The sequence below is a fragment of the Pseudomonas sp. Eqa60 genome, from assembly GCF_018326405.1.
GTDB lineage: Bacteria > Pseudomonadota > Gammaproteobacteria > Pseudomonadales > Pseudomonadaceae > Aquipseudomonas > Aquipseudomonas protegens.
Window position 1 is genome coordinate 6,504,601 of sequence record NZ_AP024342.1, and the last position, 12,419, is coordinate 6,517,019.

Below are 12,419 nucleotides of genomic sequence, written 5' to 3' on the forward strand. Positions count from 1 at the left end.
GCCTTGTGTCAGCGGTTGTCATTCGGGGCCGGGCCCCGGGTGGCCGGCAGGGTGAAGCCGGACACCGAGCGGCGCAGCTGGCTGGCCATCTTCGCCAGGTTGCCGATGCTCTCGGCGGTGGCGGTGGAACCGGACGAAGTCTGCGAGGTGATCTGCTGGATCACGTTCATGGTCAGGGAAATCTGCCCGGCCGAAGAGGTCTGCTGCTGGGCCGCGTTGGAGATGCTCTGGATCAGCGCCGCCAGGGTCTTGGACACCCCTTCGATCTCTTCCAAGGCCACCCCGGCGTCCTGGGCCAGGCGCGCGCCGCGCACCACTTCGGTGGTGGTCTGCTCCATGGAGATCACCGCCTCGTTGGTGTCGGTCTGGATCGCCCGCACCAGGGTCTCGATCTGCCGCGTGGCCGCCGAGGAACGCTCCGCCAGCCGCTGCACCTCGTCGGCCACCACGGCAAAGCCGCGCCCGGCGTCACCGGCCATGGAGGCCTGGATCGCCGCGTTGAGGGCAAGGATGTTGGTCTGGTCGGCAATGTCGTCGATCAGGCTGACGATATCGCCGATCTCCTGGGAAGACTCGCCAAGACGCTTGATCCGCTTGGCGGTGTCCTGGATCTGCTCACGAATGTTGTCCATGCCGTGAATGGTGTTGTGCACCACCTCGTTGCCCTTGTTGGCGATTTCCACCGAGCGCTCGGCCACCGCCGAGGATTCCGCGGCGTTGGCCGATACCTGGTCGATGGACTGGGCCATTTCGTTGATCGCCGTGGAGGCTTCGGAAATCTGCTGGGCCTGATGCTCCGAGGCTTCGGCCAGCTGCATGGCGGTGGCCTGGGTTTCCTGCACTGCGCCGGCCACCTGGCCGGCGGTGAGGTTGATGGTGGCCACCAGGTCACGCAGCTGGTCGACGGAATAATTGATGGAGTCGGCAATGGTGCCGGTGAAGTCCTCGGTCACCGAGGCGGTGACCGTGAGGTCGCCGTCGGCCAGGTCCTCGATCTCGTCCAGCAAACGCATGATCGCGTTCTGGTTGCGCTCGTTCTTCTCTGCGGTCTCGCGCAACTGGCGGTTGGTCTCGCGCACCATCACCAGGCCGATGAGGATGATCGAAGCCAGGGCCAGCAAGCCCAGGACGTAGCCGCCGATGGTGTCCAGCTTGCGGCTGCCGGCCAGGTTCTCGAAGCCACTGGCCAGCAGCGAAGCTTCGTCCAGCAGGGTCTGGGACAGGCTGAAGATGTTGCTCGCCGACTCGCGGACCTGGAACAGCTCGGGGGAGGTTTCGAGGATCTCGTCCACGGAGCCGGAGACGAACTCGAACAACTCGGAAATCTCCGCCAGCCGCCCCCGGGCATCCGGGTCTTCCACCTGGCTGATCTTCAGCCCCGGGTTGCCCTGCAACATGCCGTTGAGCACCTGGCCGAAGCGCGCGGCATCGCGACCGAAGGCATCGGCGGCCTGGACCGCGTTTTCGTCCCCGGCCAGCACCGTGTTGACCGCACCGAGAATCCGCTCGGCAAGCAGCGACTGGCGCTGGGCCATGGCCACCTGGGCCGCCGGGGCGCCACGCTGGAGCAGGATCTCGACGACCTTTTCATACTCCACCTGCAATTGCGGCACGGTTTCCGCCAGGGTTGCCGCCACCTGGTGCAGGGACAGCACGGTCTGCTCGCTGGCGAGAATCGCGTCGGTGTTTTTCAGCAGTTTTTCCCAGTCCAGCTGCACCGCGCGCATTTCCTGGCGCAAGGCCACCGGGGCCCCGGGCAGCCCGGTGTCCGGGTCACCCTTTTTCAGGTAGCCCCAGCGCCGGGCGAAATCGTTGCGCGCATCCCCCAGCAGCTTGAACGCCGCAGCCTTGCCCGCCGCCGCTTCGGTGGCGTTCTTGGCAATGCGCTGGGACAGCACCCGCAGCTCGCCAGCATGGCCGATGTACTGTTTGTCGTAGGTGGCCTGGGTATTGAGGTAAGCGAAGTTGGCGAACAACAGCATGATGAACACGATCAGTGCGATGAACAGCACGATGATCTGCGAGCGACTGCGGGAGCCTTCCAGGGGCTTGCCGGTTTTGGCTTTGGTCATCGATCAGGCCTGTGGCGAGCGGGCGGTCCCGCATTCGGGTGCCCGGGGCGCGCGCAACGCCGGGGCAGCATGGGTTGATCCAGGGAAACACGCGCTTCCCGTGGCACGGCCAACGGGTTGCCCAGGCGCCGGGGCGCCCTTCACGCTGCCACCTCCAGGAACCCCGGCGAACGGGCCAGGGCGAAGGGGCTGAAGACCTGCCAGACCTGATCGCGGCGGAACTGGCCCTGCAGGTAGGGGTTGACCGCGGCGTCGGCAAAGTCGGTGATGCCGGGCTCCAGGCTGTCCTGGGCAAAGTGCTGCAGCCCGGCCACCTCGTCCACCAGCAGGCCGGCGAACAGCTCCTTGTACTCCACCACCAGGACCCGCCGCTGCTTGCGCAGGGGCGACAGCTCATGGCCGAAGAAACCGCACAGGTCCATGATCGGCAGCAGCCGCCCGCGCAGGTTGGCTACGCCCTTGACCCAGGGCTTGACCCCGGGCAGCAGGGTGTAGCGCGGCTCGTGCAGGACTTCGCTGATCTCGCCCATGGCGGCCACGTACCAATGCTCGCCCAGGCGAAAGCCGATGCCGCTCCAGCTGTGCTGGCGGGTTTCCTGGGACGGCAGGTCGGCGGCCAGCAAGCGGCAGCGCTGGTCGATCTCCAGCAGCAGCTCGAAGGCGGTCTGGGATTGGCTCATGGCGCGGCTGTCAGCCGGCCAGGACGTTGTTCAGGGTCTTGATCAGGGTCTCTTCGTCCACCGGTTTGGTCAGGTAGTCCTTGGCGCCCTGGCGGGTGCCCCAGACCTTGTCGGTTTCCTGATCCTTGGTGGTGATGATGATCACCGGGATATGGCTGGTCTCGGCATCCTTGGTCAACTGGCGGGTCGCCTGGAAACCGTTGAGGCCGGGCATGACGATGTCCATCAGCACCGCGTCGGGCTTTTCTTCCCGGGCCAGGGCCACGCCGTCGGCACCGTTCTCGGCCTTGAGCACTTCATGGCCGTGCTTTTCCAGCATGCCGGTGAGTTTGTACATTTCAGTCGGCGAGTCATCGACGATCAGAATACGAGCCATGGTCTTCCCCATACGGTATAGGCGCGCGGCCTGCTGGCCGGGCGTCGCTGTGCGTGTCTACTGTGGCGCAAGCGCGACAAAGTCCGGGACATGGGCCTTGATCGCGCTCAGCAGTTCTTCCTTGCTGAAGGGTTTGGTCAAAAACTGGTCGGAGCCGACGATGCGCCCCTTGGCCTTGTCGAACAGGCCATCCTTGGAAGACAGCATGATCACCGGGATGGACTTGAACGCGCTGTTGTTCTTCACCAGCGCACAGGTCTGATAGCCGTCGAGCCGCGGCATCATGATGTCGACGAAGATGATGCCGGGGTGATGGTCGACGATCTTGGACAGGGCTTCGAAGCCGTCCACTGCGGTGATGACCTCGCAACCGACGTTCTTCAGCAGCATTTCGGCCGTGCGGCGAATCGTCTTCGAATCGTCGATCACCATCACCTTCAAGGCGTTGGAATGCTGTTCCATATCTGCTCTGCCATCGCCCCAGCGAATGATTTGGTCCGGTACCGCCGGGCAATGGGTGAAACCCTTGAACTTCAAGGCTTGGGCCCGGCCTGCGAGCCTTTTTAGCACACTCTCCCCCCTGCAATCTATGGACCACGCCAGGCAGTGGTTTTTCCTTGACCCAGGCCCCTGTCAGCGCCACTCTGACGCCACTTTTTTTGCCTCGCTCCCACTCATTTTCTTAAAGGAATCCACCCATGAGCGTTCGCGTCGGGATTGTCATGGACCCTATCGCCAGCATCTCCTACAAGAAGGACAGCTCGCTGGCCATGCTGCTGGCCGCCCAGGAGCGCGGCTGGACCCTCTTCTATATGGAACAGCGCGACCTGTACCAGGGCGCCGGCGTGGCCCGGGCCCGCATGCGCCCGCTGCAGGTGTTCGCCAACCCGCAGAAGTGGTTCGAGCTGGACGCCGAGATCGACTGCCCGCTGAGCGATCTGGACGTGATCCTGATGCGCAAGGACCCGCCCTTCGACATGGAGTTCGTCTACTCCACCTACCTGCTGGAACAGGCCGAAAGCGCTGGCGTGCTGGTGGTCAACAAGCCCCAGAGCCTGCGTGACTGCAACGAAAAGCTGTTTGCCACGCTGTTCCCCCAGTGCACCCCGCCCACCGTGGTCAGCCGCCGCGCCGACGTGCTGCGCGAGTTCGCGGCCCAGCATGGCGATGTGATCCTCAAGCCCCTGGATGGCATGGGCGGCACCTCGATCTTCCGCCACCGCGCGGGTGATCCGAACCTGTCGGTGATCCTGGAAACCCTGACCGTGCTCGGCAGCCAGCAGATCATGGCCCAGGCCTACCTGCCGGCGATCAAGGACGGTGACAAGCGCATCCTGATGATCGACGGCGAACCGGTGGATTACTGCCTGGCGCGCATCCCGGCTGCCGGTGAAACCCGCGGCAACCTGGCGGCCGGCGGTCGTGGCGAAGCCCGCCCGCTGAGCGACAAGGACCGCTGGATCGCCGCCCAGGTCGGCCCGACCCTGCGGGCCAAGGGCCTGCTGTTCGTCGGCCTCGACGTGATCGGCGAACATCTGACGGAAATCAACGTCACCAGCCCCACCTGCATCCGTGAAATCGACAACGCCTTCGGCACCAACATCGGCGCGATGCTGATGGATGCCATCGATCAGAAGCTCAAGGCCAAGTGATGTAGAACAACCAAGCACAAACCAACATTGCGTTATCATGCGCCGCCTGTGAAACCGTGATGTTGGTTTTGTGATGCCTCCTGTGATGTCGAACTGCCGATGAGCCTCCCGTCCGATCTGCCCCCCGAGCTTGCCCATAGCGGCGTGCGTGCGGCCGATCGCCTGGGTTTTACCCTTTTCCTCGCGGCGCTCCTGCACCTGGCACTGATCCTCGGCCTGGGCTTTTCCTTCGCCGAGCCCAAGGCCATCAGCAAGACCCTGGAAATCACCCTGGCCACCTTCAAGAGTGAGACCAAGCCGAAGAAGGCCGACTTCCTCGCCCAGGACAACCAGCAGGGCAGCGGCACCCTGGACAAGAAGGCCATTCCGAAAACCACCGAAGTCGCACCGTTCCAGGACAACTCGGTGAAGAAGGTCACGCCGCCGCCCTCGGTCAAGCCCGAGGTCAAGGACACCGCCCCCAAGGCCGCCGTGGCCACCACCGCGCCCAAGCCGAAAAAGACCGTCACCCAGCGTGAAGAGGTCAAGAAAGACCCGACTCCCAAGGCCCCCACTCCGACGTTCGACAGCTCGCAACTGTCCAGCGAGATTTCCAGCCTGGAAGCCGAGCTGGCCAATGAACAGCAGTTGTATGCCAAACGCCCGCGCATCCACCGCCTCAGCGCCGCCTCCACCATGCGCGACAAGGGCGCCTGGTATAAGGACGAATGGCGCAAGAAGGTCGAGCGCATCGGCAACCTCAACTACCCCGAGGAAGCCCGGCGCAAGCAGATCTACGGCAACTTGCGGCTGATGGTCTCGATCAACCGTGACGGCTCGCTGTATGAAGTGCTGGTGCTGGAGTCCTCCGGGCAACCGCTGCTGGACCAGGCGGCCCAGCGCATCGTGCGCCTGGCGGCGCCGTTCGCCCCCTTTACCGGCGACCTGTCGGACATCGACCGCCTGGAAATCATCCGCACCTGGCGCTTCGCCCGGGGCGACAAGCTTTCCAGCAACTGATCGGCCGGCAATCGTCCGCGCGACAGCGCCATGGCTGCACATCGCCAGCTTGTCAGCCGGGCCCGCCACCGCCACACTAGCGCTCATGAAAAATGTCAGCCCAAGCTATCTCAAGCATCATTTCCTGATCGCCATGCCCCATATGGCCGACCCGAACTTTGCGCAGACCTTGACCTACATCGTCGAGCACAACGCCAGTGGCGCCATGGGCCTGGTGGTCAACCGCCCCCAGGACCTGAACCTGGCCGATATCCTCGAACAATTGCGCCCTGACCAAGAGCCGTCCCTGCTGTGCCAGCACGTGCCCATTTTCAGCGGTGGCCCGGTGCAGACCGATCGTGGCTTCGTCCTGCACCCCAACGGCCCGGTCTACCAGGCCACGGTGGAACTCGAGGGGCTGTCCCTGTCCACGTCCCAGGACGTGCTGTTCGCCATCGCCGATGGCGTGGGCCCGGCCAAGAGCCTGATCGCCCTGGGCTATGCCGGCTGGGAAGCCGGGCAGCTGGAAGCCGAACTGGCGGACAACGCCTGGCTGACCTGCCCCTTCGACGCCGACATCCTGTTCAACACCAGCAGCGAACTGCGCCTGGAAGCCGCCGCCCGGCACCTGGGGGTCAACCTCAGCCTGCTCACCAGCCAGGCGGGCCACGCCTGATGACCCTGCGACTGATCCTCGGCTTCGACTACGGCACCAAGCAGATCGGCGTTGCCGTGGGCCAGGCCATCACCGGCCAGGCCCGGGAGCTGTGCACCCTCAAGGCGCAAAACGGGGTGCCCGACTGGAACCAGGTGGAAGCCCTGATCAAGGAATGGAAGCCCGACGCCGTGGTGGTGGGCCTGCCCCTGAACATGGACGGCAGCCCCAGCGACATGTGCGTGCGCGCCGAAAAGTTCGCCCGGCGCCTGAACGGCCGCTTCAATGTGCCCTTCTATACCCACGACGAACGCCTGACCACCTTCGAGGCCAAGGGTGAACGCCTGGCCCGGGGCGGCCAGAAAGGCAGTTACCGCGACAACCCGGTGGACGCCATCGCCGCCGCCCTGCTGCTGCAAGGCTGGCTCGATGAAAACGCCGGCCTGTTGAACACCTGAGACCACATCCTGAAGATGCGCGGCCCCGGGGCTGCGCGCCTCCTGGCCCAACACCAGCCGTAAGTTCCCGCGCCCAGCTGCCCGGCAGCAGGCGCGAGCCCACGAAGGAGCCACCATGAGCCTGCCCAATCCCGCCGCCCTGATCAGCCAGATGGCCGCTGATCTCAACGCCCACCTGGCCCAGCGCGCCATCAGCGAGCCACGTTTCATCGGTATCCGTACCGGCGGCGTCTGGGTGGCCCAGGCCCTGCTGGAAGCCCTGGGCAGCGATTCGCCCCTGGGCGCCCTGGACGTGTCCTTCTACCGCGACGACTTCAGCCAGAACGGCCTGCACCCGCAGGTGCGCCCTTCGGAGCTGCCGTTCGAGATCGAAGGCCAGCACCTGGTGCTGATCGACGACGTGCTGATGAGCGGCCGGACCATCCGCGCCGCCCTCAACGAACTGTTCGACTACGGCCGGCCGGCCAGCGTGACCCTGGTCTGCCTGCTGGACCTGAACGCCGCTGAACTGCCGATCCGTCCGAATGTGGTGGGCGCGACCCTGTCGCTGGCCGCCCACGAGCGGGTAAAATTGTCCGGTCCTGCGCCGCTTCAACTCGAGCTCCAAGACCTCGCCCTCTAACTCGCCCTTTTAAGAGTCCATTGCGATGACGCCTTTAGACGCCAAGCGCCCGCTGCAGCTCAACGATCAGGGCCAGCTGCGCCACTTCCTGTCCCTCGACGGCCTGAACCGCGAGCTGCTGACGGAAATCCTCGACACCGCCGACTCGTTCCTCGAAGTCGGCGCCCGGGCGGTGAAGAAAGTCCCGCTGCTGCGCGGCAAGACCGTGTGCAATGTGTTCTTCGAGAACTCCACCCGAACCCGCACCACCTTCGAACTGGCCGCCCAGCGGCTGTCGGCGGACGTGATCACCCTGAATGTCTCGACCTCTTCGGCGAGCAAGGGTGAAACCCTGCTGGACACCCTGCGCAACCTGGAAGCCATGGCCGCCGACATGTTCGTGGTGCGCCACGGCGACTCCGGCGCCGCGCACTTCATCGCCGAGCACGTGTGCCCCCAGGTGGCGATCATCAACGGCGGCGACGGCCGTCACGCCCACCCGACCCAGGGCATGCTCGACATGCTGACCATCCGCCGGCACAAGGGCGGCTTCGAGAACCTCTCGGTGGCCATCGTCGGCGACATCCTGCACTCGCGGGTGGCGCGCTCCAACATGCTGGCGCTCAAGACCCTCGGCTGCCCGGACATTCGCGTGATCGCACCGAAAACCCTGCTGCCCATCGGCATCGAGCAGTACGGGGTCAAGGTCTACACCGACATGACCGAAGGCCTGAAGGACGTGGACGTGGTGATCATGCTGCGCCTGCAGCGTGAACGCATGCAGGGCGGCCTGCTGCCCAGCGAAGGCGAGTTCTACCGCCTGTTCGGCCTGACCACCGCGCGCCTGGCCGGGGCCAAGCCCGACGCCATCGTCATGCACCCGGGCCCGATCAACCGCGGCGTGGAGATCGAATCGGCGGTAGCCGACGGCCCGCACTCGGTGATCCTCAACCAGGTGACCTACGGCATTGCAGTGCGCATGGCGGTACTGTCCATGGCCATGAGCGGGCAGACCGCCCAGCGACAATTCGAGCAGGAGAACGCCCAGTGAAGCTCAGCATTCTCGGCGCCCGCGTCATCGATCCAAGCAGCGGCCTGGATCAAACCACCGATCTGCACCTGGAAGCCGGCAAGATCGTCGCCATCGGCGCCGCGCCTGGCGGCTTCAATGCCGTTACCACCATCGACGCCAAGGGCCTGGTGGCCGCACCCGGCCTGGTGGACCTGAGCGTCGCCCTGCGCGAGCCGGGCTACAGTCGCAAGGGCAGCATTGCCAGCGAAACCCGCGCCGCAGCCGCCGGCGGTGTCACCAGCCTGTGCTGCCCGCCGCGCACCAAGCCAGTACTGGACACCTCGGCGGTGGCCGAACTGATCCTCGACCGCGCCCGCGAGGCCGGCAACAGCAAAGTGTTCCCCATTGGCGCCTTGAGCAAGGGCCTGGAAGGCGAGCAGCTTGCGGAGCTGATCGCATTGCGTGACGCCGGTTGCGTGGCCTTCGGCAACGGCCTGGAAGGTTTCCGCAGCACCCGCACCCTGTGCCGCGCCCTGGAATACGCCGCCACCTTCGACCTGACGGTGATCTTCCACTCCCAGGACCGCGACCTGGCCGAAGGCGGCCTGGCCCACGAAGGCGCCACCGCCAGCTTCCTCGGCCTGCCGGGTATCCCGGAAAGCGCGGAGACCGTGGCCCTGGCCCGAGACCTGCTGCTGGTGGAACAGAGCGGCGTGCGCGCCCACTTCAGCCAGCTGACCAGCGCCCGCGGCGTGGAGCTGATCGCCCAGGCCCAGGCCCGCGGCCTGCCGGTCACCGCCGATGTGGCGCTGTACCAGCTGATCCTGACCGACGAGGCGCTGATCGACTTCTCCAGCCTGTACCACGTGCAGCCGCCGCTGCGCTCGCGGGCCGACCGCGATGCCCTGCGCGAAGCGGTGAAGTCCGGGGTGGTGCAAGCCATTTCCAGCCATCACCAGCCCCATGAGCGGGACGCCAAGCTGGCGCCGTTCGGCGCCACCGAGCCGGGCATCAGCAGCGTCGAGCTGTTGCTCCCCCTGGCCCTGACCCTGGTGCAGGACGGCCTGCTGGACCTGCCGACCCTGCTGGCACGCCTGAGTGCCGGCCCCGCCGCGGCCTTGCGCCTGCCGGCAGGCAAGCTGGCAGCCGGTGGTGCGGCGGACCTGGTGCTGTTCGACCCGGCCAGTTCCACCGTGGCCGGCGAGCGCTGGCTCTCCAAGGGCGAAAACTGCCCGTTCCTCGGCCATAGCCTGCCGGGCGCGGTGCGCTACACCCTGGTGGACGGGCATATCAGCTATCAGGGCTGATCGCCTGGCAAACACCCTGTAGCCACTGCCGCAGGCTGCGAACGGCGCCGAAGGAGCCGCCGCTCCTGATGGCGCCCTGCGGCAGTGGCTACAGGCTGCGCCATCACCGCCTGCGCCGATGACGGGATCAACGGCGCTTGGCGTTCTCCAGCGATACCTGATCGTTCAGGGTCCAGAAGTCGTACAGCACCCCCAGGAAGAACAGGCCGCCGGTGAACAGGTAGATCACCCCGCTCAGCCATTTGCCCTGGTACATGCGGTGCACGCCGAAAACCCCGAGGAAGGTCAGCAGAATCCAGGCCACGCTGTATTCCACCGGACCTGCGGTAAAGCGAAGGTCCGCTTCCCGGTCCATGGACGGGATCAGGAACAAGTCGATCAGCCAGCCAATGCCCAGCAGACCGAAGGTGAAGAACCAGATAGTCCCGGTCACCGGCTTGCCGTAATAGAAGCGGTGGGCCCCGGTAAAACCGAAAATCCACAACAGGTAACCGATCACCTTGCTGTGGGTGTCATGGGTGGATGCATCCTGACGATAGGTGTTCATTAAGTGCCTCTTTGCAGGTGATAGATAAATATTCTTAAAAACTTTGTGACTTTTTTACAGGCATTCGACGTGCGGGCAATGTTACCTTCTGTTCCGCCAAAGCCTTGTACTGCCTGACTTCTGACGGTTTTCTGCGTCAAGTTGCCACCTCTTTGCCGAAGTTGACCCCAAGGTTGAATCGACAAACGGCCACGGAAGTGACCTGAAAGCTGTTATAAAGTTGCGCGCTAACCAATAAGAGCCTTGCCTAATGCGTCCATTTTTCAAGACATGGCTAACCATTTGCCTATTAATGCCACTGGCCGCCCACGCCACCAACCGTGAGCAACGACTTCCCAACGTTAATGGCTACACCCCGAAACCGCACGTTTCGACGGTCACCGCCAAGAACAAGAGCACCATCAAGCACCCCACCCGCCTGAGCAAGGCCGACAGCAAGCTGGTGGCCAACAACGCCGGCCGGCCGAGCACCACGGTTCTCAGCCGCGCGGTCAATGTCCTCGGTACACCCTATCGTTGGGGCGGCAGCAGCCCAAGCAAAGGCTTCGACTGCAGCGGCCTGGTGCGCTACGCCTTCAACGATGTCGCCGCCGTGGACCTGCCACGCACCTCCAACGCCATGGCCAGCGGCCACGGGCAGAAGGTCGAGCGCAAGGACCTGAAGCCGGGCGACCTATTGTTCTTCAACATCAAGAGCCGCAAGGTCAACCACGTCGCCATCTACCTGGGCGAAGACCGCTTCATCCACGCCCCGCGGCGCGGCAAGGCAGTGACCATCGATACCCTGAAGAAGCCCTACTGGCAGAGCCACTATGTGGTTGCCAAGCGGGTCTTGCCCAAGGAGCACGCGCCCCTGCGGGTCGTGCAACGCTGATACCCCGCTTCGCCGGCAAGCCGGCTCCTGCACCCACCTGTAGGAGCCGGCTTGCCGGCGAATGCATTTCCAGCCCCGTCAAAAGCTCTCCGGCATCCGCGCCTGCTCCCGCGCCTGATCGCGGCTGATCAACCCCTGCCCGAGCAATGCCTTGAGGCTCATGTCCAGGGTGCGCATGCCCTGGGCGCCACCCGTCTGGATCGCCGAATACATCTGCGCCACCTTGTCCTCGCGGATCAGGTTACGGATCGCCGGGCTGCCCAGCATGATCTCGTGCGCCGCTACCCGGCCACCGCCCACCTTCTTCACCAGCACTTGCGCGACCACTGCCTGCAGCGACTCGGCCAGCATCGAGCGCACCAGGGCCTTTTCCTCCCCCGGAAACACGTCCACCAGCCGGTCGATGGTCTTGGCCGCCGACGAGGTGTGCAGGGTGGCCAGTACCAGGTGCCCGGTTTCCGCGGCGGTCAGGGCCAGGCGGATGGTTTCCAGGTCCCGCAGTTCGCCCAGCAGGATCACGTCGGGATCTTCCCGCAGCGCCGCACGCAAGGCCGTGGCGAAGCTCTGGGTATCGCGCTGCACTTCGCGCTGGTGCACCAGGCAGTTTTTCTGCGGATGCACGAATTCGATAGGGTCTTCGATGGTCAGGATGTGCTGCTGGCGGCGCTGGTTCAGGTGGTCGATCATCGCCGCCAGTGTGGTGGACTTGCCGCTGCCGGTGGGCCCGGTCACCAGCACCAGCCCGCGGGGCGCCTCGGTAATCTGCCGAAACACTTCCCCCAGCCCCAGCTCCTCCAGGCTCTGTACCCGCGCGGGAATCAGGCGCAGCACCGCACCGGCGCCCCGGGCGTGCCGGAAGGCATTGACCCGAAACCGCGCCACACCTGGCAGTTCATGGGCGAAATCCAGGTCATTGCAGGCGGCGAATGCCTGGCGCTGAGCTTCGCTCATCAGTTCATGGATCAGCGCCAGCACCTCTGGCCCTTCCAGGGCCGGGCCCGGCAGCGGGCGAATATCGCCATCGATGCGCAACATCGGCGCCAGCCCGGCGGACAGATGCAGGTCCGAAGCGCCCCGGGAAGCGCTCAAGCGCAAGAGTTCGGTGATGTCCATAGTGCCCCCCAATTCCAGTAGAATGCCGCGAGCTTCAGACCCGCCCGCGCCTGGCAGATTCAATGGCCAGGCCGCGGACGATGCCCGGCGCGAC

14 protein-coding genes are annotated in these 12,419 nt (G+C 65.0%); 8 read left to right on the forward strand and 6 right to left on the reverse strand.

Going from position 1 to position 12,419, the window contains the following annotated elements; all coding sequences use genetic code 11:
* Positions 1–8 precede the first annotated feature (8 nt).
* The 4 genes from KI242_RS29530 to pilG form a co-directional block, all read right to left on the reverse strand.
* Positions 9–2,072 (reverse strand): methyl-accepting chemotaxis protein, encoded by a 2,064-nt coding sequence (locus KI242_RS29530; protein ID WP_011063998.1) that lies wholly within the window; start codon positions 2,070–2,072, stop codon positions 9–11.
* 140 nt (positions 2,073–2,212) lie between these two features.
* Positions 2,213–2,752 (reverse strand): chemotaxis protein CheW, encoded by a 540-nt coding sequence (locus tag KI242_RS29535; RefSeq protein WP_011063999.1) that lies wholly within the window; start codon positions 2,750–2,752, stop codon positions 2,213–2,215.
* A 10-nt stretch (positions 2,753–2,762) separates the two neighbouring features.
* Positions 2,763–3,128 (reverse strand): twitching motility response regulator PilH, encoded by a 366-nt coding sequence (gene pilH / locus KI242_RS29540; RefSeq protein WP_011064000.1) that lies wholly within the window; start codon positions 3,126–3,128, stop codon positions 2,763–2,765.
* A 57-nt stretch (positions 3,129–3,185) separates the two neighbouring features.
* Positions 3,186–3,590 (reverse strand): twitching motility response regulator PilG, encoded by a 405-nt coding sequence (gene pilG / locus KI242_RS29545; protein WP_011064001.1) that lies wholly within the window; start codon positions 3,588–3,590, stop codon positions 3,186–3,188.
* Between the two features lie 236 nt (positions 3,591–3,826).
* Between pilG and gshB the strand changes: the two genes are divergently transcribed.
* From gshB to KI242_RS29580, 7 genes are all read left to right on the forward strand, one after another.
* Positions 3,827–4,780, forward strand: a complete 954-nt coding sequence (gene gshB / locus KI242_RS29550) for a glutathione synthase (RefSeq protein ID WP_011064002.1) — start codon at positions 3,827–3,829, stop codon at positions 4,778–4,780.
* A 99-nt stretch (positions 4,781–4,879) separates the two neighbouring features.
* Positions 4,880–5,779 (forward strand): energy transducer TonB, encoded by a 900-nt coding sequence (locus KI242_RS29555; RefSeq protein WP_011064003.1) that lies wholly within the window; start codon positions 4,880–4,882, stop codon positions 5,777–5,779.
* An 85-nt stretch (positions 5,780–5,864) separates the two neighbouring features.
* Entirely contained in the window at positions 5,865–6,434 is a 570-nt protein-coding gene (locus KI242_RS29560; protein ID WP_011064004.1) for a YqgE/AlgH family protein, read from the forward strand.
* Positions 6,434–6,871: a Holliday junction resolvase RuvX gene (ruvX, locus tag KI242_RS29565; protein WP_015637366.1), complete on the forward strand. Its 438-nt coding sequence runs from the start codon at positions 6,434–6,436 to the stop codon at positions 6,869–6,871. The genes KI242_RS29560 and ruvX overlap by 1 nt, the downstream gene beginning before the upstream one ends.
* 115 nt (positions 6,872–6,986) lie before the next feature.
* A complete protein-coding gene (pyrR, locus tag KI242_RS29570; RefSeq protein WP_210457927.1) occupies positions 6,987–7,493 on the forward strand; it encodes a bifunctional pyr operon transcriptional regulator/uracil phosphoribosyltransferase PyrR in 507 nt (168 codons plus the stop codon).
* Positions 7,494–7,518: 25 nt separating this feature from the next.
* The gene (locus tag KI242_RS29575) at positions 7,519–8,523 is read left to right on the forward strand and encodes an aspartate carbamoyltransferase catalytic subunit (protein WP_011064007.1); all 1,005 of its coding nucleotides are present in this window, start codon (positions 7,519–7,521) and stop codon (positions 8,521–8,523) included.
* The gene (locus KI242_RS29580; protein WP_011064008.1) at positions 8,520–9,791 is read left to right on the forward strand and encodes a dihydroorotase; all 1,272 of its coding nucleotides are present in this window, start codon (positions 8,520–8,522) and stop codon (positions 9,789–9,791) included. Before KI242_RS29575 ends, KI242_RS29580 begins: the two co-directional genes overlap by 4 nt.
* A gap of 127 nt (positions 9,792–9,918) precedes the next feature.
* On the opposite strand, the gene KI242_RS29585 is transcribed toward KI242_RS29580, so the two are convergent.
* A complete protein-coding gene (locus KI242_RS29585) occupies positions 9,919–10,338 on the reverse strand; it encodes a TM2 domain-containing protein (protein ID WP_011064009.1) in 420 nt (139 codons plus the stop codon).
* Between the two features lie 250 nt (positions 10,339–10,588).
* Between KI242_RS29585 and KI242_RS29590 the strand changes: the two genes are divergently transcribed.
* Entirely contained in the window at positions 10,589–11,212 is a 624-nt protein-coding gene (locus tag KI242_RS29590) for a C40 family peptidase (RefSeq protein WP_011064010.1), read from the forward strand.
* Between the two features lie 78 nt (positions 11,213–11,290).
* Here KI242_RS29590 and KI242_RS29595 read toward each other — a convergent pair whose 3' ends face one another.
* On the reverse strand, positions 11,291–12,325 hold the full coding sequence (locus tag KI242_RS29595) for a type IV pilus twitching motility protein PilT (protein WP_015637368.1): 1,035 nt from the start codon (positions 12,323–12,325) through the stop codon (positions 11,291–11,293).
* Positions 12,326–12,419: the final 94 nt, after the last annotated feature.